Genomic DNA, 24,546 nt, shown 5'->3' on the forward strand with positions numbered 1-24,546 from the left:
AATAATTTTAAAAAAATGACAAAATTAAATAGAACTACAGCAAACAAACCTATGCAGCACCCTGTGCGTATTATGCAATTTGGAGGAGGTAATTTTTTAAGAGCCTTTTGCGATTGGATGTTTGATGTTTTAAATAAAACCACCGATTTTAATGGGAGTATAGTGGTTGTAAAGCCTACTAAACGTGGCGATTATACAGAGCTAAGAACTCAGGACGGTTTGTTTCATGTAGCTCTAGACGGCGTAAGAAATGGCAAGTTGGTTTCCGAAGTAACTTTAGTAGAATCTGTTAGTGGCGTGATTCAACCTTATATACAGTGGGATGAGTATTTAGCTTTGGCAGAACAACCTCAATTGCGTTTTGTGGTATCAAACACTACCGAAGCGGGAATTAAGTTTTCTGAAACTGATAAACTAACCGATTGTCCACCACACGAGTTCCCTGCAAAGTTAACCCTGTGGTTACATCATCGTTTTAATCATTTTAATGGAGCAGCAGATAAAGGTTGTATTTTATTACCATGCGAATTGATTGAAAATAATGGCGATGCCTTATTAAAAACTATTTTAGAATATGCTGAACTTTGGAATTTATCCGAAGCCTTTAAAACTTGGATAGTAAACCATAATCATTTTTGTAGTACGTTGGTCGATCGTATTGTTTCCGGTTTCCCTGAAGGAAGAAAAGCTGAATTCTCGCAACAAATTGGTTTTGATGATGATTTATTAGTAGCTGGAGAAGATTACCACAGTTGGGTAATTAAAGGGCCTGCTTTAGTTCAAGACGAATTGCCTTTTTCTAAAACCGATTTAAACGTTCAGTTTGTAAACGATTTATCGAATTATCGAGAAATGAAAGTTCGTATTTTAAACGGAGCGCACACTTCACTGGTGCCTGTTGGATATTTAGCAGGATTACGAACAGTAAAGGAAAGTATGGATGATGAAGTTGTAAAAAATCATGTTTTGCAAGTGTTATCAAATGAAGTAAAACCAACCTTAACTAATTTTTCAGAAAGTGAAATTGATGCCTTTATTGCTTCTGTTATCGACAGGTTTAAAAACCCAACATTAAAACATTATTTATTAGCTATTTCATTAAATAGCACCTCTAAATTTCAAGCGCGACTATTGCCTGCTTTTAGAGAGTATACCGCTTTAAACGGAACTTTTCCGAAGCGCATTGCGTTTTCATTAGCTTGCATGATTCGTTTTTATAAAGGAGAATTCAATAATGAAACTATTGTTCTAAACGACGACCCTAAGGCTTTGGAATTCTTTAAGAAGGAATGGAATAAAGTTGATTCAGAAGAGCAAAATTTAAGACAATTAGTTCAAAACACATTAGCAAATAAAATGATTGTAGGCGACGATTTATCTGGATATAATGGTTTAGCAACTTTCATTACAGATAAGATTAAAGCGATTGAAACTCATGGTGTTTCATCCGTGTTTAGTACATCAACAGCACATTAATAGATTAAATATGATTATTGATTCACATCAACACTTTTGGTATTACAAACCAGAAAAGCATGGCTGGATAGACGATAATATGTCGGTTATTCGTCGTGATTTTACACCTTCAGATTTAAAGACCGTTTATAAAGAAAACGGTATTGACGGTTGTGTAGCTGTACAAGCCGATCAAACCTTAGCCGAAACCGAATTTTTATTAAGCCTGTCGGCTAAAAACGATTTTATAAAAGGCGTTGTAGGTTGGGTAGATTTGCAAGACGAACAAGTTGCCGATGTTTTAGAAGAGTATGGACGTCATAATAAAATAAAAGGGTTTCGCCACATTGTGCAAGGTGAAGCCGATCATAATTTTGTGCTACGTCCTAAGTTCATGCGAGGAATTTCAGCATTAGAAAAACATCAATTTACCTATGATATTTTAGTATTTCCACATCAATTAGGTTCGACTTTAGAATTCGTTAGAAAATTTCCAAATCAGAAATTCGTAATCGATCATATCGCAAAACCTTACATAAAAGATGGTTTTTTCGATGGTTGGGCCTCAATGATGACAGAAATAGGAAAACATGAGAATGTATCATGTAAACTATCAGGTATGATTACCGAAGCCGATTTTAAAACCTGGACGGCAGCACAGCTAGAACCATATATGCAAGTCGTTTTAAAGGCTTTTGGAAGCTATAGACTCTTATTTGGATCCGATTGGCCGGTGTGTTTAGTAGCAGGGAATTACAAACAAGTAAAAGATTTAATAACGGACTTTATAGCAAGTTTAAGCGCCACAGAACAGGCAGATATAATGGGCCAAAATGCGATAAAGTTTTATAATTTATAATTATGGATTTAGGATTAAAAGGAAAAATAGTAGTTGTTACAGGAGCAGCAGGAATAAAAGGAAGTATTGGAGAAACTATTGTACAATCTTTAGCCAATGAAGGAGCAATTCCTGTAATAGTTTGTAGAAACGACAGAGGGTTTGGCTACGAAAAAGAGCTGCAAGAAAAAGGTGTTGATGCCTTATTTGTAAAAACAGATTTATCGGATTATAAACAAATAGAGCGAGCTGCCAAAGTAATAGAAACCAAATACGGTAAAATTGATGCCTTAATAAACAATGTAGGTGTTAATGATGGTGCTGGCTTAGATGCTTCGATGGACGATTTTATGTATTCTTTAAAATTAAACATGGTTAGTTTTTTTGCTATGACTAAATATTGCCTACCTATGCTAAAGAAAACCAAAGGTAACATTCTAAATATAGGTTCTAAAGTGGCACTAACAGGCCAAGGAGGTACTTCGGGATATGCGGCATCTAAGGGAGGTGTGTTTGGATTAACAAGGGAATGGGCTGTAGATTTAATTTCGTTCGGTATCCGTTCTAACGCTATTGTTATAGCCGAAAGTTGGACCCCTGCTTATGATACGTGGATAAAATCATTAGATAATGGCGAGGAAAAATTAAAGGCTATTGTTAAGAAAATTCCTTTAGAAAACAGAATGACTATGCCTAATGAAATTGCCGATCAATGTTTATTTACTATTTCAGAGAAGTCATCACACACAACAGGTCAATTTATTACTGTAGATGGCGGTTATGTGCATTTAGACAGGTCTTTATTAACAGAATAATCAATTATTTAAACCAACTAAAAAAAACACATAAATGAGCAACTTAAAAAGTAAAATACCTGTAGTTAGAAAAGAGTTACTTTTCCCTTTTATTATTATAACATCGCTATTTGCATTATGGGGAATTGCTAATGATTTAACTAATCCCATGGTATCTGCATTTAAAAAAGTAATGCCAGAATTATCTAATGCTCAAGCATCATTAGTACAGTTTGCATTTTATATAGGTTATTTTTTTATGGCACTTCCTGCGGCATTATTTATTAGAAAATATAGTTATAAGTCGGGAATAATTTTAGGATTGTGTTTATATGCCATTGGAGCTTTTTTGTTTTATCCGGCAGCAGCAAATCAAGAATTTAATTATTTTTTAATTTCGCTTTGGGTTATCACTTGCGGATTAGCTTTTTTAGAGACCACTTCAAATCCACTTATATTAGCACTTGGGGATAAAGAAACTGCTACGCAGCGTTTAAATTTAGCTCAGGCTTTTAATCCAATTGGTTCGTTAACGGGAATGATAATCGCGCAAGTTTTTGTTATTAGCGCTTTGCAATCTGACGATTATTCTACTGAAGCTTATAATGCTTTAGCTTCGGAAGAATTAGCTGCTATTAGAGAAAATGATTTAAGTATTATTAGTTTACCCTATATAGGATTAGGAGTTTTAGTTTTGGTAATTATGGCTATTATTATATTTACCAAAATGCCAAAAACTGCAGAGGAAGATAAAATGTCGATTTCAGAATCTTTCAAAAAATTATTCTCCAATAGCAACTATAAATTTGGTGTTTTAGCACAAGCTTTTTATGTTGGAGCGCAGATTATGTGTTGGACGTATATTTTTCAGTATGTAGATAATATTAATGAAACTTTAGGATTGGAACTAACAGCAACTTATTTTAACGTTACAGCTATGATCTTGTTTTTAGTTGGGCGCTGGATTGGTACTGCTTTAATGAAAACTATAAATCCTTCAAAATTATTAATGTTTTTTGGTATTGGAGGAGTTATATGTTGTACCGGAGCCATTATTTTATCTGGAATGGCTGGTTTAATTTCTTTAGTAGCTATTTCAGTATTTATGTCTATTATGTTCCCAACTATTTATGGAATTGCTCTAAAAGATATGGGAGACGAGGCTAAAATTGGATCCGCTGGTTTGGTTATGGCCATTGTTGGTGGTGCTTTAATGCCTGTATTGCAAGGTAGTATTTTAGATTGGGGTGGTCCTGGTTTTGCAGATGAACGTGTTTTAGGGTTTATTCCTGAAGTTAATTTCTCTTTTGTTTTACCACTTATCTGTTTGGCTATTGTTGCTTGTTACGGTTATTCAACTTATAAAACTTCAAAATAAAAACGTATGAGTACTAAAAGACACTGTTTTTCTTGTGATTTAAAAGACGATTCTAAATTAATTGCTGAATATAAGGAGCATCACGCAGCAGGTAATGCTTGGCCAGAAATCACAAAAAGTATAAAAGATGCGGGCATTATAGATATGGAAATTTACCTTATAGGAAACCGTATGTTTATGATTATGGAGGTGGATGATACGTTTGATCCTGTGAATAAGGCAGAACAAGACGTCATCAACCCAAAAGTCCAAGAATGGGAAAACTTAATGTGGGATTATCAACAAGAATTGCCTTGGGCCAAAAGTGGTGAAAAATGGATGGCACTAGAACAAATATTTAAATTATAAGGATAGTACTTAAATTCCTTTATGAGCAGATGTAAGGCTTATTTGAAATAATTCCATGCATTACCAATAAAAACTAAAAAAGCTATAAACACTGTGTTTATAGCCTTTTTTAGTTTAATAAATATCTAGAAAAGAGTAGCTTTTGACAAGCTTATGCTTCCTGATTTTTAAAAGGAAACACATCTTTTATTCCAATCCTTTTTTCTCTGGGTTCCAAAACGGTTTTATATTAATTCGTTTAGTATTCCAATTTAATTCTTTTCTTAAATATTGATTTAGAGCTAAACAAACACGACTGTCTCCGGCAATATATACCATTTTATCACCTTTCATTTTTGGTATTATGTCTTTGGCTAAACTCAAAATTTCTTTAGTTGAGTTTTGCTTCAAGCTATGAAAATTGAAAGGTTTAGAACCATCACAATCTGCAAATAAATCGTTAATGTCTTCACTATAAATTAAACTTTCAACTTGTTTATTATCTGGTAAATTTCTGTTTAAAATATATAAATGTGATAATGCTGATAAATCTCCAATCATTAAATAGCTATCAGCATCATCATTTAGTAAAAAGTTTCCTTTCTTCCATTTAAAATAAACGAAATCACCAACCTTGACATCGCCAACCCATTTGGCTCCAATTCCTTTGCTTTCTGTTGCAATTGCCAAGTCTAAAGTGCCTTCTGCTTTATTAATATTCCAAACACTGTAGCTCCTTACTTTATCTTTTAAGGTTAAGTTATCATTGCCAATTCCAATTCCTAATCGTAAAAAATATCCAGGTTTGAATTCTGTTTTTTTTATGGCATCACTTTTCAGCTGAATTTTAAAAACGGAAGGCGATAACATGTCCTTTTTGCTAATAACAGCCTCTTCTAAGATCACTTTTTTTAATATGTTTTCTATTAAACTCATGGTAGGGCTATTGTTTTACAGGTTTCTTCTTTAATCGTCTTTCTATAAGTTTCTCTTTTATAGTCGGTATTCTAATTACAAAACCTAGGCCAACAATTACAGCATAAATAATCCAAGTTTTATCTAAAATGGCAACATGAACTAAGCTTAAAAAAATGGCGAGGTATGCAAAACTTTGTAATTTTTTCCATCGCTTTTTTAGCTTTTTCATGGATTTTCTATTCGATGTAAATAGCAATGGAATAAGTATTAAAATAGCAATAAACCCAGCTAAATAGTTAAACTGAGTAAAGGTTTCTAATAGGCCTTCTGCAATTACAAATATGGTAAAGTGTAATAAACTCCATATTGCGGTTGCAATTCCCATGGCTTGCCTCACAAAAAGATTGTTTACTCCAAAAAGGATGTAAAATGGTGTTAAAGTTAAAACGGCAGTCATCCAACGGATGGCAAATTCACCGGATATATGATAGAGCATTTCGAGGGTTGTTTTTCCTTCGCTTGTAGCTTTTTCTATCAATGAAATGGAGATTCCATTTGAAAAATCTAGGTTAACCATTTTTATAATGGCAAGCAAGGGTAATACAGCTAAGAGGCTAACAGTAACCCACCCGTAGTTTCTTTTTAATACGTTCATTAATACTTCTTTTTTTTAAATATGAATAACTCTAGCTGAAAATACTGTTTTGAATGTTTTTTCTAGTTTATTTTCATGTCTTAATATGTTAATAGGACTAATAAATACTATTAATTAGAGTTTTTTTTCTTTTTAAATTATTGGACGAAAATAAAAAAACTAAAACCTATAAAAAAGATGAAAATGGTTGTTAAAATGGTTAAAGTTGAACCATTACTTTGATTTGAGTAATTTCACAAAGTATTTCTTGGTCTAATTTTAGCTTCCTTTCTTCCTATTGTTATGGCTAACCAATTGTCTCCTGCTTAAGTGGTTAATAACTATTTTAGTGAACGAATGTTAGCGGTTGTTTCTGGCATCTTGCAAGCTTGACAATTCAATTAGTATAAAAGTACTTTTCGTTCTAAGTTTAATTCTCTAAATTTTTCATGTACAGTTATTCTTCAGTGAATGGAAGTTTTATCACTTTTATCGACTTAGAATCCTCTGGGGTAGAATAGTCGTGAGAATGTAGAATGATGCAACGATACTCAGCTTTTGTTCGAACTAAAGATATCTAATTTTTGTATATAAACGGTTTCTAGTAGGTTAGTAAGCAGATACTAGAAGTTAATTCGGTGCGTAGAATTATTTAAAAATTTACGCACCGAATACCGCACCTTTTATTTGATATTATTTGAAATCATATGAAGTTATGGAAAATGTAAAAAGCCCATAAACATAATGTTTATGGGCTTTTAGTCGAATTTAAACAATTCCTTGCGGAGAATGAGGGATTCGAACCCCCGGAGGTGTGACCCTCAACAGTTTTCAAGACTGCCGCATTCGACCACTCTGCCAATTCTCCTTGAGTGCCTCATCAGGTATTCCCTGAATGCGGGTGCAAATATAAGAGCCTTTTTCCTTGTATTCAAATAAAATCTAAACTTTTTTTATAATAAATTTTAAGTGCTTCAAAATCTGCATATTTTGCATGCTAATATTATAATAAATAGAAAAGCAAACCCTATTTTTGCAAAAATAGATTACTCATTAATGGATACCATACAACAGCTAAAGTGGCGTTATGCAACAAAAAAATTCGACGCCACCAAAAAACTAACCAAGGCCAAATTAAATATCATAACAGAAGCCTTTAATTTAACCGCAACATCATTTGGTCTACAAACCATAAAACTAGTTGTACTCGAAAATAAAACAGTCAGAGAGCCACTAGTAGCGCACTCATACAATCAAAAACAAGTGCTAGAAGCCTCGCATTTATTGGTCATCTGCATACAAGATAATATAGAGGAAATCGATGTTTCCAACTATTACCAAAACATAAAAAACACGCGTAACACGCCCGAAAACATATTAAAACCCTACCGCGAAGGTTTAGTAAGCATGATGCAAGGTAAATCGCAGCAAGAACGTCAAGAGTGGTCCAAAAACCAAGCATACATTGCACTAGGGAACTTGCTCACTGTTTGCGCCATGGAAGAAATCGATTCCTGTCCCATGGAAGGCTTTATACCAGCCAAATACGACCAAATCCTTAAATTAAACCAAAAAGGACTAAAATCCGTATTACTTTTACCCATAGGTTATCGCGCAGAAGACGACATGTTTTCAACCCTAAAAAAAGTTAGAAAACCAATCGAAGAAGCCGTAATAAACATATAAATAATTTGGGCGTTACCACAAGGGTCGGGCTTTACGCTATATCTTTTTTTGCCATATATGGCAGCAAAAAAAGGATGCCGCTACAATCCCTAACGCAAAGGCAAGGTCCCAATCAACATAAAACAAAATAGAATATGCCAGGATTTGAATTATTTGGAGATTTAGAAAGAAAACAAGTAAACGATGTATTAGATAACGGCGTACTTATGCGCTACGGTTTCGATGGTATGCGTAATGGCCACTGGAAAGCAAAAGAGCTAGAAACCGAACTTCAAAACACATTTCAATCCAAACACGTACAATTAGTATCATCGGGTACAGCAGCCGTATCGGTAGCCTTAGCATCAGCAGGAGTAGGAGCGGGAGACGAGGTAATCATGCCAACCTTCACCTTTGTAGCCAGTTTCGAGGCTATAATGATGCTTGGAGCAATACCCGTTTTGGTCGATATAGACGATACCTTAGGATTAAACCCAGAAGCAGTAGAGCAAGCCATTACACCAAATACAAAAGCCATCATGGTAGTACAAATGTGCGGAAGTATGGCAAATATGGATGCATTGCAAACCATTGCAGAAAAACATAATATATTACTAGTCGAAGATGCATGTCAAGCCATTGGCGGAACCTATAAAGGCAAGCCACTAGGAAGCATAGGCGATTTAGGCTGTTTCTCATTCGATTTTGTAAAAACCATAACCTGTGGCGAAGGCGGAGCCGTAATAACCAACAACAAAGACTATTACTTAAATGCCGACCATTATAGCGATCATGGTCACGATCATGTAGGAAACGATAGAGGAGCCGAAACACACCCCTTTTTAGGCTATAACTTTCGTATTTCAGAGCTTCATGCAGCAGTAGGATTAGCTCAAGTAAAACGCTTACCAGAATTTTTAGAACTTCAAAAAAAGAATTTCAATATATTAAGAGACGCTTTATCTCAAATTCCAGAAGTTACTTTTAGAACCGTACCAGAAGGCGGCGTAGAAAGTTGTGCCTTCTTAAACTTCTTCTTACCAGATCTAGAAACCACCAGAAAAGTTATTCAAGCTTTTAAGACAGAAGGTGTCGATGTATGTTGGAATTATTACGATAATAACTGGCATTACATTCGCGAATGGAACCATTTAAAAGACTTAAAATCGTTATTTCCAATCTCTAAAGAGGTTAAAGAAGGTTTAAGTTACCTTAAAACAAAAACCTTCGCAAAATCCGATCATTATATTGGCAGAAACATATCGTGTTTAATAAAATTATCATGGACCGAGGCAGAGGTTAAGGAGCGTGCTTCTAAAATGGTTAAAGCAATAAAAGAAAATATTTAGTGCTTTATAAATTAGTTATAGAACAAAGTTATCTATAAATACTTTAAGCATTTAAACTTGTAAAAATCCTATTAAAAACTTTAATCACTAAAGTTTTTAATAGGATTTTTTATGCTTGTAAGTGTGTTAAATACTTAATAAAAAATACAAGCCAATTAATTAGGTTAAAAATAACTGTATCTAATTAGCATTTCAATACATCATATTATTTCCCTTAAATGCAAATTCAAAAAACCCGAAAAATGGTCTTGGGTTCTTTATTTAACTAAATAAAAACCTCTTGAGTTCCTTGTTATCAATAGCCTGTTACATATATGGTATCAATTGTTACATATGTGATATTCCTTTATACCATGTAGGTTTATATTTGGAAAAATTAATAGCGTAACACTTAGCCTAAATTAAAAGTGCTAAATAAAATTAGACTTTACTAGGTAATAATCAATCTCTCCCAAAGCAAATAGTTTTCTAAATACTAATCATTTAGAAAAGGTGTTTACAATTAAAATTAACAGCTATAAAATAACGCTATGAAACATTATTACACATTTTTTGTATTGGCATTTATATTGGGTTTTCTAAACAGTAATGCGCAAACCGAATTTAGAAAAGACTCAACTCATATTTACTCATGGTTTAATGGGGATTGGCTGCACCAAACCCGAGAACTTTATACGTTTAGCTACGAGGGTAATAAAGAAACAAATCTATTACGATTGCATGCCAGTGGCAATAATTGGGTTAATTATTATCAGCGTAATAAGGATTATGATGCATCAAATAATATTACAGAAAGTATTCAACAAAATTGGAGAGATGGAGCTTGGGTCGATGCATCAAGAGATACCTATGTTTACGATGGCATGGGCAATGAAATTCGATTCCAGTATGCCATAAAAATTGATGGAATATGGACTGTTTTTAGAAGAGAAATTAGCGCTTACAACGGCAATACACTAAGCTCTAAAACCTTTGAGAATAGAAATGGTGGTAATGATTTGGTGCCAGAAAAAAGATTTTTATACGATTATGGACTTACTTTTTACACCCTTCAAGAGGAGATAGAACAAATCTATTATGCCGATGTTGATGTTTGGCAAAATGTAGGGAAAATAAAGTATACCTATACAGACTTTAATGAAATTGAAAAGGTAGAGGACATCGGTTTCAATCAACAAGACGGTGCTTTTAATGATTTTGCAACGTTGCAAACATTTTTCAACTACAATGTTTTACAACAATTGGAAAGTCAAGTTTATCAAATTCATATAAATGAAGGTTATAGAAATCAAGAACAATATCTTTTTGTTTACGAGTTAGGAAACCAAACAGAATTTATAAGGCAAGAATGGGATAATACTAATAGCATATGGAAAAATGCATCCAGAATACTACGCACTTTCGATGCTAATAATAATGAAACATCATTAATATACCAATCCTGGAAAAGCGATATCGAATCCTGGCAAGGTTTCACACGTATAGATTCTTTTTGGAGTGCTTCTGAAGCTTTTGATGTTACACTTACTACTAATAAACCCAAAGATATGGATTATGCTATTTCGGTATATCCAAATCCAACTTCAAATTTTATAACTATTAATAGTACTTCGCCAGTAAATTATGTAACGTTTTTTAATCTTCACGGAAAACGACTGTTTTTAAGCAAAAACCAAACAAAAATTGATGTAAGCCAATTAGAGTCAGGTTTGTATTTGGCTAAAATAGAATATGGGAGTAATACAATTACAAAAAAGGTAATTATTAATTAAAAAATAGAAAAAATTATGTTTACGATTAAGCTAAAAATCAAAACCATTGTAAAAGGATTAATCATGCTATGTTTTGTAGCAATTACTCAATTAGTAAGTGCCCAACAAGGCTTTAACTATAAAGCCATTTTAAAAGATGCCGATGACAATGTGCTAAGCAATACTTACATGACGGTACAATTTAGCATTCATCAAAACACAGCATCGGGGGCTGTAGTATATCAAGAAGACCATAATTACACCACCGATGCTAACGGACTAGTAATACTAAACATAGGTACAGACACCACTCCAAGTATAGGTGACTTTAGCACTATTGAATGGGGTAAATACCCTCATTTTTTACAAACAAGCATTACTTATAGCGGTGGCACTATTAATTTTGATGCCACCGAGTTTATGGCAGTGCCTTATGCTAAACATTCTCAAATTGCAGAAAGAATTATTACACTTCCTGAACCTTATATTTTAGGAAGAAGTTCAATAAGCTCTAATGCAAGATTTCAATATAATGGAAAACACGGATGGCAGGCTGCACAAAAAATGTGTGAAGCAACCTATCCTGGAGATCCTAATGTACGTGCTTTTACTCTAGAGCAAATAACCCAAGCCATAGTTTTAGGAAACTATGATGAAGCTAATTTAAGTAGTATTGATCAAGTACGATTTTGGGCAATTACACCAATTACCTACAATGTAAATAATACCTATTTTCCAAGTGCTCATGAAAATAATGCTCAAGGGCTCAATATTAACGCTGGAGATAGTGGTCGAGGAACAATAGGAGAAATACGTATCGAAGATTCAACTTTTATAGAAAACGGGAGTAATCCTTTTAAAACGTATTTAAAAGTGTTTAATGGGATTGGTCCAAATTTTAATTATCCATGTATGTGTGGTACATATAAATAATTTCGGTCTTGAATTTATATAGATATTACTGCGAAAATCTTAATTTAAGTTAGTTATAAATTTAATGGTATACAAACTTTAATCTAAACCCATGAAAGCATTCAAAGTCATTTTACTACTCTCCATACTTGTTTTGTCTTGTAAAAATGACACAAAAACAACGGTTGAAAATAAAACGCCAGAGGCAGAGGTCGTTAAAAAAGAAACGCCGCGTGAAACCATTAAAAAACAGGAAGGTACATTTCTCTGTAACATAAACGGTGAAGCTTGGAATTATACCAAAGCCTCGGGTATTGTAAGCCGGCATAAAAAAACGCAAAAGCGCACAGCTATTATTACGTTTACAAAACAATTAGAAAAAGGTAAGGAAAGTGTGCAGCTTTTTTATGATGGCGATACTGATTTATTAGAAGAAGCTACAGCCATTCTTAAAACACCAAAAAAAGGTGGCGGAACTATGAGTGCCATGTATCAACTTAAAGTAAAAGGAGGCAAGCGTGTTCCAGAAAGTAAAATTAGCGGCACCTTAGATTTATCGAACCTAAATGCTTCAGGAACTGCGGAGGTATCACACATGAAAATTCGTTTTGAAGAAGATAAATTAGCAGATGAAGCCATGGGAACACTGTCCTTTACACCAATTAGTTTTAGTGGTGTAGGTTACTCAGATGCAGAAAAACTATTTCAAACTAAATAATTTAAAACGATTTAATTATGAAAACAAAAATGACGCTATTCATCATGTTTTTAACAACCATGGCTTTTGCTCAAAAAGGTATTAATTATAAGGCTATTATAACAGACGGAAGTGGTAATTTAATAGCCAACACAAAAATAGAGGTGCAGTTTAATATATTAAAAAGTGCTGCGCAAACCAATGTGTATTCTGAAATTCACGAACCAACTACCGATGATAAAGGCATTATAGTTATCAATATTGGAGAAGGAACATTAAATACTGGAAGTCCAGATTTTACAAGTATAGAGTGGGGCATAGACACTCATTTTCTAAATGTTTTAATTGATAAAGGAGATGGTTTAGTTGATATGGGAACAACTGAGTTTAAGGCTGTGCCTTATGCTTTAAATGTTGCTAAAAAGCAGCATGTACTAAGTGTTCCAGCAGCTGTGTTTTATCCCAATAATGAGGTGTGTTCTTTTTTCAATTCAATAGGTCCGGGTGGAGCAGAAATAACTAATACCAATGGGTCTACATCAGTATGCGTATTACAGGCTTCAGTACAATTGCCTCATGGCGTACATATAGATACTTTTACAGTGTATTACATTGATAATTCGGAGGCTCAACTAGCAATACAATTAATTAAAGAAAGTTTTGAACCTGGTTTTGCTTTAGTTTCAGATATTATTGAAACGACTGGAAATTCGACTGATATTATCGAAGAAACGGTAGCACTCGATCATGTTGTAGATAACAATAATGGCGGGTATTTTGTTCGAGTATATTGTAGAAATTGGGACGCTTTTGGGGCATAGAAAATTAAAGGTGTAAAAATTGTATACACGTATTAATAATTAAAAACAGACTAAAAAAATAAAATCATGAAAACAAAAATTATAATATTAAGTCTATTAATTTCCTATTTGGGAAATTCTCAAGCCATAGACAAATTTAGTATAGATTCTGGAGGAGGATTAGCAAGTGCTGATGGCATCCAAATGGTTTACACAATTGGTGAAGTTAATGTGCAAGAATTGCGTGTTAATAGTATGCTTCTTTCCGAAGGTTTTATTAATGGTGATATGGAGCAAATCACTTTATCTTCAAATAATTTAGAGTTTGAATCGGGTTTTAAAATATACCCAAACCCTACATCAGATGTTATTAATATAGAATCCTCGCACCCAATAGATAAAATTAATATGTATAACTTATTAGGAAAAAAAGTGCTCTCTGTTAATAATACAAATAGGGTAGCGCTAGATGGTTTACCTGTAGGTATCTATTTGATAAATGTACAATATAACAATGCGATGATTACAGAAAAAGTTATTATAAAATAATATAAATCTGAATGTAAAATAGAATAAAAATTAAAAGTAGTCTTAAATAAATTTAAAATAATCAGTATTATGAAAACAAAAACAATCAACATCAAATTAAGAAGTTTAACTATAATTTTTCTCGCATTACTAGCGTTTAATTGCAGTGATGATGAAGATGAGAAAGTAACTACCGTTGAGGTGTGGAAAGTGACTTCAATAACTACAGAAAATGTTTATGATTTTAACAAAGACGGAACTGAATCGAATGATTTGTTTTCGGAATTGGATTGTACATTTAATCAAACCCTGACATTTAAAAGTGATAAAACTGGGCTTTTTTCAGCGGCAAGTACTTTAGCACTTTATGTTGGAGCAGATGGAAATACGGTTGAAGCTGCTTGTATTCAAGGAGAAAGTTTTAATGCAGATCTCACATGGTCAGAAACAGAAAGTAATAGAACATTATTAATAAATGGAGAAAGTATTGTTGGAACTATATCAGGTTCTCAACTAATTTATAATTCTGAAATACCCGTGTATTCAGATGACTCCGGGGATTCTATTGAATATTACGAAGGTATTAGATTTGTTTATGATTTACAATAAGTTAAAAAAAAATAAAAGGAGCACAAAGTATTTAACTTTACGCTCCTTTTTATTTTAAGTCTAACTTAAAACCTTATAGGGTCTAGTAATTAACATAATCCACAATCTCCAAACCATAACCAATTAAACCAACACGTTTAGTTTGTTTGGTGTTCGAGATTAATTTAAGTTTATGTATGTTTAAGTCGTGCAGTATTTGTGCACCAATACCAAAATCTCTATTATCCATATTAATTTTTGGTGCTCTAGCTACTTCATTTGGTGTTTGATGTTCCTTTAAAAAAGATAATCGACTCAATATATTCATCGATTGAATTTCTTGATTAATAAACAGTATAGCGCCTTTGCCTGCGTCATTAATAACCTTAAACATATCGTCCAATTGCTGGTCGGCATTATTGGTTAATGTGCCTAAAATATCATTATTAAATAAGGTGGAGTTAATTCTAGTAAGCACCTCTTCATTATCCTTCCATTGGCCTTTTGTTAAAGCTATATGAACTTGGTTATTAGTGGTTTGCTTATATGCTCTTAATCTAAAACTTCCAAAGCGAGTTTCAATTTGAAAATCTTCTTTTTTATCAATTAAAGAATCATGTTGCATTCTATAGGCTACTAAATCTTCAATAGAAACTATTTTTAAATCTAACTTTTTAGCAACTTTAAATAGTTCAGGTAAACGAGCCATAGAACCATCTTCATTCATGATTTCTACTATTACGCCTGCAGGATTTAAACCCGCTAGTCTAGCAAAATCTATCGCAGCTTCGGTATGGCCTGTACGTCTTAAAACACCACCTTCTTTAGCAACTAAAGGAAAAATATGTCCCGGTCTAGCCAATTCAAAAGGTTTAGTATCATCGTTAATTAGGGCTTGTACGGTTTTTGCACGATCGCTAGCCGATATACCGGTAGTAACACCATTTCCTCTTAAATCTACCGATACTGTAAAAGCCGTTTCCATAGGATCCGTATTGTTACGAACCATCATACCTAGTTCAAGCTCTTTACACCTGTTTTCGGTTAAAGGTGCACAAATAAGACCTCTACCATGAGTGGCCATAAAGTTTATCATTTCCGGTGTTACTTTATCGGCAGCAGCCAAAAAATCACCTTCATTCTCACGATTTTCATCATCGACAACAATAATAACTTTTCCGTTTCTTATGTCGTCTATAGCTTCGTGTATAGTATTTAGCTTAAACTCTTGTTTTACTTTTTGTGTCATAGTGTTAACCATCATAATGCAAAGATATGGCTTATTTTAAGGATTCTAAACAATAAGCCTTTAAGTCAGTTTTCATTTTTTCTCTTAATAGAAAATGAACAATAAAGTATAAAGGCAGTCCAAGTATTAAAAGTCCAATACCAGGTTTGTTTTCTGTTTTATTGATTTGATTATAAAATTGATAGCTGTTAATTATCGATTTTATATAATACACAACAAATAATATCAATGAAATAATACTAAGTTGTGTAGATGCTGTTGCCAGCGGTACTAATTTATTATTTTTAAACACAAAGAACAGGATGAGTAACACAATACCTATAATATAAAGTACTAAGGCGAATTTAGAATGTTCTTTGTAATTTGTGCTTATAGCTTCAGTAGTGTCGTAACTTTCATTGATAGCTAAATTGCTTGCTCTTAAGTCTGAAGTGGTTAAACCTCTTGAGGTTAATAACTCAAGCGCCTTATGTTTTACAGTCTCATCATGGTTTAACGTATCAAAATTATTAATGGTGTTAATTAGCTCTTCATTATTATAATTTTGTAAAAATTTAAAATCGACAGCATCTTTTTCTTTGATTTTAAATAGCTTTTTAAAAGGTTCTACAATACCTCCAAAATCCACTAAACCTCTATCGGCCGTTGCTCTTTTAGTTAAGAAAACACCCAATGGAAGCATGAGTAATGTTGAGAACCAAGGTGCTAGAATGGGATTGAAATCTCCAGATTTAGCACTATTCATAGCGAAAATGCCAATAAAGTGATAGGTTAAAAATAGGAGTATAGCAATAACTAACGGTAAGCCAATACCACCTTTTCTAATTAAAGCGCCTAGAGGTGCACCAACAAAGAATAAAATTACACAGGCAAAACCTAAGGCAAATTTTTCATGGAGCGAAATAACATGTCTATTAAGCCATGTTTTAGAAACCTTCATTGAGGCATCTCTTGTATTTATAAATTGTTTGGAGCTAATCATGGATTTTGAAGTAACATCCACCAATTGTATTTTCTGTTTCGTATCGAATAGATCGAGAATAGGGCCATCATAATTGATGGTGTCACTAATTCTTTTTCTAGTTGGCATTTTCTGGGTAATTCCGGTACGAGTTAATAGATTTTTAGAAAATGCTTCAGTTTCATCGTTATATTTTAATACCAATGAATCGATGGTTTTGGTTAATCCATTAACGTCTAACATGTTGTATTTGTCGGTTTGGGACTGCTCATCAAAATCGACATCATTCATATTCGATAAATCGATGTTTATAATTTTGGTTTCAAACTTACTTTTTACAAAGGGCTTTTTATTTTTATCGGCTCTCTTTTTAGGGTTAATATCGCTGTAATAATACCCGTCGGTTAAAATTAGTTTTAATACGTTAGAGTCTTCTTGACTAGCAAGTTCGCCTTTTTTAGAGGTAATTACGGTAGCGTTCGATCTGCCATCATCGCCTTTAAGGTGTATGGTAACATCCTCTAAATATTGATTTCTATCACCACTTTTCTTTTCTACCTTTATGTTATATGGTGTAGACTCTATGGGGTTAAATTGGCCTTCGGCAATAGCCATGGAAGGTTTTAGTTTAGCAATGTTTTTTCTTAAGTTATAAGAATTAAGCTCTGCCCAAGGAATAACATTGTTTGAAAAGAAAAAGGTTACAATACCCAAGCCTACAATAAAAATACTTAACCCAGACATGGCACGCTGTAACGAAATACCTGTGGATTTCATGGCTGCAAACTCATAGTTTTCTGCAAAACTACCAAACACCATAATGGATGCTAAAAGAATGGTAAGCGGCAAAACTAAAGGGATAAGCTTAGGCATAAAATAAGCCAAAAACTTAAAAATTATTACTATATCTAAATCTTTACCGGCTAGCTCTTTTATATAAAGCCAGATGGTTTGTAAAACAAAAATCAGCATGAGTATGATAAACACGCTGAAAAAAGTTTTAAGGTATGTTGTTATTATGTAGCGATCTAGAATTTTCACTCGTTATGTCTAGTCTAATTTATTAATGTAATAATCTTGGTATTTATTAGCATCAAAGGTAAATAAGGTTTTTGATAAAGGCTCATTAGTTTTAAAAGAATTAACAGTAAGTGTTGTTTTTGTTCCGTTATCGCCAATTTGAATCAGGTTATAGATGTGTTTTGTTTGTGCATCAATACCTAAAAGAATACTTTTTATTTCGGAATTCGAGTCGATAGGTGAAAGTTTAACGTACTGTATTTTTCTGCCGTTTATATTTTGAACGATATCTAAAGTATAGGTATAACCATCTTCATAAAAAGAAAGCATTTTACTTGGTGTAATGGCATCATTTTCTTCATCGATGTTAGATGTTATGGTTACTTCTTCATCTTCAGTACTAATGCTGTACATGCTGTTACCATCAAAAAGTCTTGTAATACCCAGTATGTTTAATCGGTATTTTTCACCTTGCATAACCACATCTCCTTTAGTTTCTTGCTTTATGTTTTCTGAAATATTTTCTAAAGTGTACTTAAAATCTAGAGAAATATTGTCATAGCTTTTTACTTTTTCTGAAACTTCATTTAATAATGTTTTAGCCTTGTTTTGAGCAAAGGCGTTTATTGAAAGTGTAATTAATAATACAGTTAATAATTTTTTCATTGAAAATTTAAATTTTTTAATTCCGCGTAAGCGAAAAGGGTACTTAATTATATTTCGTTTTCTAAATGCTGATCTAAGGCAATTAAATCTGTTACTAATACTTGTCTTGCCTTACTACCTTCAAAAGGACCTACTATTCCTGCTGCTTCTAATTGATCGATTATTCTACCAGCTCTATTATAACCTAATTTTAATTTACGTTGTAATAACGAGGCCGAACCTTGTTGGGCTGTTACAATAACTATAGCCGCATCTTTAAACAGTTTGTCTCTATCAGATATATCTATATCAAGACTTGTGCCACTTTCTTCGCCAACATACTCTGGCAGTAAATAAGCATCTGGATATGCTTTTTGTGCACCAATAAAGTCTACTATTTTTTCAACTTCTGGCGTGTCCACAAAGGCACATTGTATCCTTATCATGTCGTTTCCTTGTGTATAAAGCATGTCTCCACGACCAATAAGCTGGTCGGCTCCTCCAGCATCTAAAATAGTTCGCGAATCGATTTTACTAGATACTCTAAAGGCAATACGAGCAGGGAAATTCGCTTTAATAATACCCGTAATTACATTAACCGAAGGACGTTGCGTTGCAATAATTAAGTGAATACCAATGGCACGTGCTAATTGTGCTAATCGGGCAACTGGTGTTTCTACTTCTTTACCAGCAGTCATAATTAAATCGGCAAACTCATCTACTACTAAAACAATGTATGGTAAATATTGGTGCCCATCGTTAGGGTTTAGTTTTCTAGCTTTAAATTTAACGTTGTATTCTGCTATATTTCTACAAAGTGCATTTTTTAGCATTTCGTAACGGTTATCCATTTCTATACATAATGAGTTTAGCGTATGGATAACTTTAGTGTTATCTGTAATAATAGCATCGGCTTCGTCTGGAAGTTTTGCTAAATAATGACGTTCAATTTTATTGAAAAGCGTAAGCTCTACTTTTTTAGGATCGACTAAAACAAACTTAACTTCGGCAGGGTGTTTTTTATAAAGTAACGAGGTTAAAACGGCATTTAAACCTACCGATTTACCTTGACCCGTAGCACCAGCCATAAGCAAGTGAGGCATTTTAGCTAAATCGACTACAAAAGTTTCGTTACTAATAGTTTTACCTAAAGCAATTGGTAAATGCATTTCTGAGGCTTGAAATTTCTTTGAAGCAATAACAGAACGCATAGAAACGATAGTCGAATTTTTGTTTGGCACCTCGATACCAATAGTCCCTTTTCCAGGAATTGGAGCAATAATACGAATCCCTAATGCGGCAAGTGATAAAGCAATATCATCTTCTAAATTTTTAATTTTAGAAATACGAATTCCGGCTTCGGGTACAATTTCATATAATGTAACTGTTGGTCCTATGGTTGCTTTAATACTAGAAATGCCAATTTTATAATTGTTTAGCGTATCAACAATTTTGTTTTTGTTTTCCTCAAGCTCTTCCTGGTTAATAGTAATACCTTCGGTATCGTACTTTTTTAATAAATCGAGCGGTGGGTATTGGTATTTTGATAACTCTAAAGTTGGGTCAAACTGACCAAAGTCTTCAACAAGTTTATTTGCCAAATTATCATTTTCAGAACCTTCTTCAATAACTTCTTCAACCTTAATTTCTAAGGCTTCGGGTTCTTCTTCAATTTCTGGTTCTGGTAGTTTTACTTCTAAAGGTGCTGTTTCTATTTTTGGTTTAGTAACCACAGGTTTAGGTTCGGTAACTATAGGCTTCGGTTCTGGTGTTTTAGTTTCTAAGGCTAATTCGTGTGCTGTTTTTATAGCTTCAGCTTCATCAGATAAACTATTATCAAAAGGAACAACAACATCATCTTTCATGTCTTGAAGTTCATCTTTAATATCTTTTTTAGCCGATTTAAAAAGATTTGTAATACTCTCGAAAGTTACTTTAAATCGAATAGCTAAATAGGTAATTAACCCAAACAAAAGTAGGAGCGCAGTACCAATTTTACCAATATAGTCTTGTAGGAAGCTATTAATTTCAAAACCAACTACACCACCTAAAATATCGTTTTTATTGCCGAAGAATCCAAAAAGAATAGACAGCCAAATAATTATAAGCACACCCCAAAACCAGTGTTTTCTTAATTTAGTAGTCGCGAGGTTCATTAAAACATAAACACCAGATAAAAATATTAATCCTGAAAAAATAAAGGAGGCTACACCAAAACCACGTTGTATAAAAAAGTCGCTTAACCAAGCGCCAGATTTACTTAACCAGTTTTGTGTTTTTACTTCTCTAGATGTAAAGTCGGATAGTGTACTTTGGTCTATTTCTCCTGTAAATAGAAAAGAAACAAAGGCAATAAAAAGCAATAGTCCTGTAATAACAAGAAAACTACCTAAAACCAACTTTTGTTGACTAGACAATTTAAAACTAGGTGCTTTTAATTTTTTTCTAGGTTCTTTTTTAGTCTTTGGTTTGCTTTTAGCCATTAATGGTGTGCGATTTCAAAAATTTGGATTGTATTTTATAACTGAACAAAAATACAAATTACTAACGTTAACGAAACTTTATTTTTAAAAATTGCTAAGCAAGGCATGTAATTTTTTTTAAAAGTGCGATAAGAAGACAAGGGGCACTTTTAAATTGCCCTTAAAATATTTTAGGAACGTATATTATAAGCCCAATAATACTAGAAAAAACAGAGGCTATAAAAACAGCCCCTGCAGCAATATCTTTTATTAAACCAATTTTATCATGACGTTCTGGATGAATAAAATTTGCAATTTCTTCAATTGCCGTATTAACACCTTCAACACTCATAACTAAACCTATAGCTAATATTTGAACAATCCATTCTGTAGATGAAATGTTGTAATAAAACCCCAAAACCGTAACAATAATAGCTATTACGAACTGAATTTTTATACTAGCCTCGGTTTTTAAAAGTAGGACAGCGCCTTTAAAGGCATATCCAACACTTTTTAATCGGTTTATTAAAAATGATTCTTTTTTAGGCATCTTGAAGCGCTTCTAGGGCAGCTTTGTAATTTGGTTCGTCTACAATTTCTCCAACCTGCTCCGTGTATTTTACAGTACCGTTTTCATCAAGTACAACTACACAACGCGAGTGTAAACCTTCTAATGGGCCATCAACAATATTTAAACCATAGGCTTTACCAAAGCTGCCATCTTTAAAGTCAGATAAATTCACAACATTATCTAAACCTTCGGCACCACAAAAACGACCTTGAGCAAAAGGTAAATCGCGAGAAACACATAATACTTTGGTGTTTTCTAATTCGCTTGCTTCCTTATTAAATGTTCTTACAGATTGTGCACAGGTACCTGTGTCAATACTAGGAAATATATTTAAAACCACTTTGCTGCCTTTATAGTTAGTTAAACTATGCACTGCCAAATCGGTTGTAGTTAATAAGAAGTCTGGTGCTTTTGTTCCTACTTCTGGTAAATTACTTGATGTGTTTATTGGGTTTCCTTTTAAGGTTATTGTTGCCATAATGTTATTTTTAAATTTTTATAAAAATAAGAATAATTAACACTTGTAATTGATATAACATGTAGTTTTTTTCAATTTTATTAATTCTCTTAACCTTAAAAAAATATGTATTAATTAACATGTGGATTTTATATTGAAGATAATTTTTTCTTATATTTATAAGGAAAAGTTATGACTTTATGATTATCGATAAATTTTATTGATTTAAGTATAAGTCATAAGAATTAATTATAGCTTAATTGAAGCTATTAAGATTCTAAATTTGTTTTAGAAACATTTAACTCTCTTAAAAAAAATATATCACATGGAAAATCTTAAAAATGGATCAGGAAGCGGCGGAAAGTGCCCTTTCATGCATGGATCGAACACCGCAGTTGAAAAAACAGTAACCGATTGGTGGCCTAATAGTTTAAATCTAGATATTTTACATCAACACGATTTAAAAACAAATATTCTAGGTGAAGATTTCGATTATCAAGAAGCCTTAAAAAGCTTAGATGTTGAAGGGCTTAAAAAAGATCTACATGATTTTATGACCGATAGTCAAGATTGGTGGCCAGCAGATTGGGGACATTATGGCGGTTTAATGATTAGAATGGCGTGGCATGCTGCAGGGTCATATAGATTAGCCGATGGTCGTGGAGGCGGAGGTACAGGAAATCAACGTTTTGCACCGCTTAACTCTTGGCCAGATAATGTGAGTTTAGATAAAGCACGACGTTTGCTTTGGCCAATCAAGAAAAAATATGGTAACAAAGTAAGTTGGGCAGATCTTATTATTCTGGCAGGAACTATTGCTTACGAGAGTATGGGATTAAAAACCTATGGTTTTGCCTTTGGACGTGAGGATATTTGGAACCCAGAAAAAGATGTGTATTGGGGTGCAGAAAAAGAATGGTTAGCGCCTAGTGATGAGCGTTACACTAGTGTTGATACTCCAGACACCATGGAAAATCCTTTAGCAGCCGTACAAATGGGGTTAATATACGTAAACCCAGAAGGTGTAAATGGTAAGCAAGATCCATTAAAAACGGCACAACAAGTTCGTGAAACATTTAAGCGTATGGCCATGAACGATGAGGAAACCGTAGCACTAACAGCCGGTGGACACACCGTAGGTAAAACGCACGGTAATGGCGATGCTAGTATTTTAGGTCCGGAGCCAGAAGCTGCAGGTATAGAAGCACAAGGTTTAGGATGGGCAAACCCAACAAACACAGGTAAAGGAAAATATACTGTAACAAGTGGTTTAGAAGGTGCTTGGACAACGCACCCAACAAAATGGGATAATGGTTTTTTCGAGATGTTATTTAACCACGAGTGGGAATCTAGAAAAAGTCCTGCGGGAGCCGATCAATGGGAGCCAGTTAGCATTAAGGAAGAAGATAAACCTGTTGATGTTGAAGATTTAACCACCAGACATAATCCAATGATGACCGATGCAGATATGGCCATGAAAATGGACCCAATTTACAGAGAGATTTCATTAAAATTTAAAAATGATTTCGATTATTTCTCAGATACTTTTGCTTGTGCATGGTTTAAATTAACACATCGCGATATGGGACCTAGAGATCGTTGGTTTGGTCCAGATGTACCTCAAGAAGAATTAATTTGGCAAGATCCAATTCCAAAAGGTAATGGTAATTATGATGTTGAAGCGGTAAAAGCTAAAATTGCAGCTACAGATTTAAGTATTTCAGAATTAGTTACTACCGCTTGGGATAGTTCAAGAACATTTAGAGGAAGTGATTTTAGAGGTGGTGCCAACGGAGCGCGCATCCGTTTAGAGCCTCAAAAAAACTGGGAAGGTAATGAGCCAGCAAAACTACAAAAGGTATTAGCTGTTTTAGAGCCTATTGCAGCAGAATTTGGAATTAGTGTTGCCGATACCATTGTACTAGCGGGTAATGTAGGTGTCGAGCGTGCCATTAGAAATGCAGGCATGAACATGACGGTGCCTTTTGCTCCAGGTAGAGGAGATGCTGCGCAAGAGATGACCGATGTAGACTCTTTTGAATCTATGGAATCGTTGGTAGATGGTTACAGAAATTACCAACAAAAACAATATACGGTTAGTCCAGAAGAAATTATGTTAGATCGTACGCAACTATTAGGTTTAACGGCTGCCGAAATGACTGTTTTAGTTGGTGGTATGCGTGTTATGGGAACCAATTATGGTGGTACAAAACACGGTGTGTTTACAGAGCAAGTAGGCGCATTAACTAACGATTTCTTTGTGAATCTTACCGATATGGTTTACGAATGGAAACCATTGGATAACGGTACTTACGAAATTAGAAACCGTAATACAGGTGCTGTAAAATATACCGCAACACGACTAGATTTAGTATTTGGTTCTAATTCCATTTTACGTGCTTATGCCGAAGTATATGCGCAAGATGATAACAAAGAACGATTTGTTAAAGATTTTGTAGCCGCTTGGACTAAAGTAATGAATGCAGATCGTTTCGATATTAAATAACAATAATTAACATAGCAGAAAAGAGGAATGGATTTAAAAAT

22 protein-coding genes and 1 tRNA gene are annotated in these 24,546 nt (G+C 33.6%); 14 read left to right on the forward strand and 9 right to left on the reverse strand.

Annotation, left to right across the window (positions count from 1 at the left end; genetic code table 11):
* Positions 1–15 precede the first annotated feature (15 nt).
* The 5 genes from HNQ90_RS07600 to HNQ90_RS07620 are packed head-to-tail and all read left to right on the forward strand — an operon-like array spanning position 16 to position 4,813.
* On the forward strand, positions 16–1,476 hold the full coding sequence (locus tag HNQ90_RS07600; RefSeq protein WP_144117310.1) for a tagaturonate reductase: 1,461 nt from the start codon (positions 16–18) through the stop codon (positions 1,474–1,476).
* A gap of 10 nt (positions 1,477–1,486) precedes the next feature.
* Positions 1,487–2,314 (forward strand): amidohydrolase family protein, encoded by an 828-nt coding sequence (locus tag HNQ90_RS07605; RefSeq protein ID WP_144117312.1) that lies wholly within the window; start codon positions 1,487–1,489, stop codon positions 2,312–2,314.
* Between the two features lie 2 nt (positions 2,315–2,316).
* A complete protein-coding gene (locus tag HNQ90_RS07610; RefSeq protein WP_144117314.1) occupies positions 2,317–3,108 on the forward strand; it encodes an SDR family oxidoreductase in 792 nt (263 codons plus the stop codon).
* Between the two features lie 34 nt (positions 3,109–3,142).
* Positions 3,143–4,465: an L-fucose:H+ symporter permease gene (gene fucP / locus HNQ90_RS07615; RefSeq protein WP_144117315.1), complete on the forward strand. Its 1,323-nt coding sequence runs from the start codon at positions 3,143–3,145 to the stop codon at positions 4,463–4,465.
* A 6-nt stretch (positions 4,466–4,471) separates the two neighbouring features.
* The gene (locus HNQ90_RS07620) at positions 4,472–4,813 is read left to right on the forward strand and encodes an L-rhamnose mutarotase (RefSeq protein ID WP_144117317.1); all 342 of its coding nucleotides are present in this window, start codon (positions 4,472–4,474) and stop codon (positions 4,811–4,813) included.
* Between the two features lie 186 nt (positions 4,814–4,999).
* On the opposite strand, the gene HNQ90_RS07625 is transcribed toward HNQ90_RS07620, so the two are convergent.
* The 3 genes from HNQ90_RS07625 to HNQ90_RS07635 all read right to left on the reverse strand — a co-directional run bounded on the left by HNQ90_RS07625 (position 5,000) and on the right by HNQ90_RS07635 (position 7,212).
* A complete protein-coding gene (locus HNQ90_RS07625; RefSeq protein WP_144117319.1) occupies positions 5,000–5,728 on the reverse strand; it encodes an SIP domain-containing protein in 729 nt (242 codons plus the stop codon).
* A 7-nt stretch (positions 5,729–5,735) separates the two neighbouring features.
* Positions 5,736–6,365, reverse strand: coding sequence for a ferric reductase-like transmembrane domain-containing protein (locus HNQ90_RS07630; RefSeq protein ID WP_144117321.1), 630 nt, complete (start codon positions 6,363–6,365; stop codon positions 5,736–5,738).
* A gap of 762 nt (positions 6,366–7,127) precedes the next feature.
* A tRNA-Ser gene (locus HNQ90_RS07635) sits at positions 7,128–7,212 on the reverse strand.
* Between the two features lie 122 nt (positions 7,213–7,334).
* On the opposite strand from HNQ90_RS07635, the gene HNQ90_RS07640 reads away from it, so the two are divergent.
* The 8 genes from HNQ90_RS07640 (at position 7,335) to HNQ90_RS07675 (ending at position 14,655) form a co-directional block, all read left to right on the forward strand.
* Positions 7,335–8,030, forward strand: a complete 696-nt coding sequence (locus HNQ90_RS07640) for an NAD(P)H-dependent oxidoreductase (RefSeq protein WP_338081401.1) — start codon at positions 7,335–7,337, stop codon at positions 8,028–8,030.
* A gap of 134 nt (positions 8,031–8,164) precedes the next feature.
* The gene (locus HNQ90_RS07645; protein WP_144117322.1) at positions 8,165–9,358 is read left to right on the forward strand and encodes a DegT/DnrJ/EryC1/StrS family aminotransferase; all 1,194 of its coding nucleotides are present in this window, start codon (positions 8,165–8,167) and stop codon (positions 9,356–9,358) included.
* A gap of 530 nt (positions 9,359–9,888) precedes the next feature.
* Positions 9,889–11,130 (forward strand): T9SS type A sorting domain-containing protein, encoded by a 1,242-nt coding sequence (locus HNQ90_RS07650; RefSeq protein ID WP_144117324.1) that lies wholly within the window; start codon positions 9,889–9,891, stop codon positions 11,128–11,130.
* A gap of 15 nt (positions 11,131–11,145) precedes the next feature.
* Entirely contained in the window at positions 11,146–12,042 is an 897-nt protein-coding gene (locus HNQ90_RS07655) for a hypothetical protein (RefSeq protein WP_144117326.1), read from the forward strand.
* Between the two features lie 91 nt (positions 12,043–12,133).
* The gene (locus HNQ90_RS07660) at positions 12,134–12,739 is read left to right on the forward strand and encodes a hypothetical protein (RefSeq protein ID WP_144117328.1); all 606 of its coding nucleotides are present in this window, start codon (positions 12,134–12,136) and stop codon (positions 12,737–12,739) included.
* Positions 12,740–12,756: 17 nt separating this feature from the next.
* Positions 12,757–13,539 carry a hypothetical protein gene (locus HNQ90_RS07665; protein WP_144117330.1) on the forward strand — a complete coding sequence of 261 codons (783 nt, stop codon included), beginning with the start codon at positions 12,757–12,759 and terminating at the stop codon, positions 13,537–13,539.
* 66 nt (positions 13,540–13,605) lie between these two features.
* Positions 13,606–14,067 carry a T9SS type A sorting domain-containing protein gene (locus HNQ90_RS07670; protein WP_144117331.1) on the forward strand — a complete coding sequence of 154 codons (462 nt, stop codon included), beginning with the start codon at positions 13,606–13,608 and terminating at the stop codon, positions 14,065–14,067.
* Positions 14,068–14,136: 69 nt separating this feature from the next.
* The gene (locus HNQ90_RS07675) at positions 14,137–14,655 is read left to right on the forward strand and encodes a lipocalin/fatty acid-binding family protein (protein WP_144117333.1); all 519 of its coding nucleotides are present in this window, start codon (positions 14,137–14,139) and stop codon (positions 14,653–14,655) included.
* 82 nt (positions 14,656–14,737) lie between these two features.
* On the opposite strand, the gene ribB is transcribed toward HNQ90_RS07675, so the two are convergent.
* The 6 genes from ribB to tpx form a co-directional block, all read right to left on the reverse strand.
* The gene (ribB, locus tag HNQ90_RS07680; RefSeq protein ID WP_241678389.1) at positions 14,738–15,883 is read right to left on the reverse strand and encodes a 3,4-dihydroxy-2-butanone-4-phosphate synthase; all 1,146 of its coding nucleotides are present in this window, start codon (positions 15,881–15,883) and stop codon (positions 14,738–14,740) included.
* Between the two features lie 31 nt (positions 15,884–15,914).
* Positions 15,915–17,885 (reverse strand): LptF/LptG family permease, encoded by a 1,971-nt coding sequence (locus tag HNQ90_RS07685; protein ID WP_144117336.1) that lies wholly within the window; start codon positions 17,883–17,885, stop codon positions 15,915–15,917.
* A gap of 9 nt (positions 17,886–17,894) precedes the next feature.
* Entirely contained in the window at positions 17,895–18,530 is a 636-nt protein-coding gene (lolA1, locus tag HNQ90_RS07690) for an outer membrane lipoprotein periplasmic chaperone LolA1 (RefSeq protein WP_144117338.1), read from the reverse strand.
* Between the two features lie 47 nt (positions 18,531–18,577).
* The gene (locus tag HNQ90_RS07695; RefSeq protein WP_144117340.1) at positions 18,578–20,992 is read right to left on the reverse strand and encodes a DNA translocase FtsK; all 2,415 of its coding nucleotides are present in this window, start codon (positions 20,990–20,992) and stop codon (positions 18,578–18,580) included.
* Positions 20,993–21,152: 160 nt separating this feature from the next.
* A complete protein-coding gene (locus HNQ90_RS07700; protein ID WP_144117342.1) occupies positions 21,153–21,521 on the reverse strand; it encodes a diacylglycerol kinase in 369 nt (122 codons plus the stop codon).
* Positions 21,514–22,020 carry a thiol peroxidase gene (tpx, locus tag HNQ90_RS07705; RefSeq protein WP_144117343.1) on the reverse strand — a complete coding sequence of 169 codons (507 nt, stop codon included), beginning with the start codon at positions 22,018–22,020 and terminating at the stop codon, positions 21,514–21,516. The genes HNQ90_RS07700 and tpx overlap by 8 nt, the downstream gene beginning before the upstream one ends.
* A 304-nt stretch (positions 22,021–22,324) precedes the next feature.
* On the opposite strand from tpx, the gene katG reads away from it, so the two are divergent.
* Complete coding sequence (gene katG, locus HNQ90_RS07710; protein WP_144117345.1) at positions 22,325–24,505, forward strand: catalase/peroxidase HPI; 2,181 nt, start codon at positions 22,325–22,327, stop codon at positions 24,503–24,505.
* The last annotated feature ends 41 nt before the right edge of the window (positions 24,506–24,546 follow it).

It is taken from the genome of Algibacter amylolyticus, assembly GCF_014202225.1.
Taxonomy (GTDB): Bacteria; Bacteroidota; Bacteroidia; order Flavobacteriales; family Flavobacteriaceae; genus Algibacter_B; species Algibacter_B amylolyticus.

Bases quoted from the DNA above. Each gene is read 5' to 3' on its own strand.
- HNQ90_RS07600 (WP_144117310.1), top strand. From the start codon at position 16: ATGACAAAATTAAATAGAACTACAGCAAACAAACCTATGCAGCACCCT.
- HNQ90_RS07605 (WP_144117312.1), top strand. From the start codon at position 1,487: ATGATTATTGATTCACATCAACACTTTTGGTATTACAAACCAGAAAAG.
- HNQ90_RS07610 (WP_144117314.1), top strand. From the start codon at position 2,317: ATGGATTTAGGATTAAAAGGAAAAATAGTAGTTGTTACAGGAGCAGCA.
- fucP (WP_144117315.1), top strand. From the start codon at position 3,143: ATGAGCAACTTAAAAAGTAAAATACCTGTAGTTAGAAAAGAGTTACTT.
- HNQ90_RS07620 (WP_144117317.1), top strand. From the start codon at position 4,472: ATGAGTACTAAAAGACACTGTTTTTCTTGTGATTTAAAAGACGATTCT.
- HNQ90_RS07625 (WP_144117319.1), bottom strand. From the start codon at position 5,728: ATGAGTTTAATAGAAAACATATTAAAAAAAGTGATCTTAGAAGAGGCT.
- HNQ90_RS07630 (WP_144117321.1), bottom strand. From the start codon at position 6,365: ATGAACGTATTAAAAAGAAACTACGGGTGGGTTACTGTTAGCCTCTTA.
- HNQ90_RS07645 (WP_144117322.1), top strand. From the start codon at position 8,165: ATGCCAGGATTTGAATTATTTGGAGATTTAGAAAGAAAACAAGTAAAC.
- HNQ90_RS07650 (WP_144117324.1), top strand. From the start codon at position 9,889: ATGAAACATTATTACACATTTTTTGTATTGGCATTTATATTGGGTTTT.
- HNQ90_RS07655 (WP_144117326.1), top strand. From the start codon at position 11,146: ATGTTTACGATTAAGCTAAAAATCAAAACCATTGTAAAAGGATTAATC.
- HNQ90_RS07660 (WP_144117328.1), top strand. From the start codon at position 12,134: ATGAAAGCATTCAAAGTCATTTTACTACTCTCCATACTTGTTTTGTCT.
- HNQ90_RS07665 (WP_144117330.1), top strand. From the start codon at position 12,757: ATGAAAACAAAAATGACGCTATTCATCATGTTTTTAACAACCATGGCT.
- HNQ90_RS07670 (WP_144117331.1), top strand. From the start codon at position 13,606: ATGAAAACAAAAATTATAATATTAAGTCTATTAATTTCCTATTTGGGA.
- HNQ90_RS07675 (WP_144117333.1), top strand. From the start codon at position 14,137: ATGAAAACAAAAACAATCAACATCAAATTAAGAAGTTTAACTATAATT.
- ribB (WP_241678389.1), bottom strand. From the start codon at position 15,883: ATGACACAAAAAGTAAAACAAGAGTTTAAGCTAAATACTATACACGAA.
- lolA1 (WP_144117338.1), bottom strand. From the start codon at position 18,530: ATGAAAAAATTATTAACTGTATTATTAATTACACTTTCAATAAACGCC.
- HNQ90_RS07695 (WP_144117340.1), bottom strand. From the start codon at position 20,992: ATGGCTAAAAGCAAACCAAAGACTAAAAAAGAACCTAGAAAAAAATTA.
- HNQ90_RS07700 (WP_144117342.1), bottom strand. From the start codon at position 21,521: ATGCCTAAAAAAGAATCATTTTTAATAAACCGATTAAAAAGTGTTGGA.
- tpx (WP_144117343.1), bottom strand. From the start codon at position 22,020: ATGGCAACAATAACCTTAAAAGGAAACCCAATAAACACATCAAGTAAT.
- katG (WP_144117345.1), top strand. From the start codon at position 22,325: ATGGAAAATCTTAAAAATGGATCAGGAAGCGGCGGAAAGTGCCCTTTC.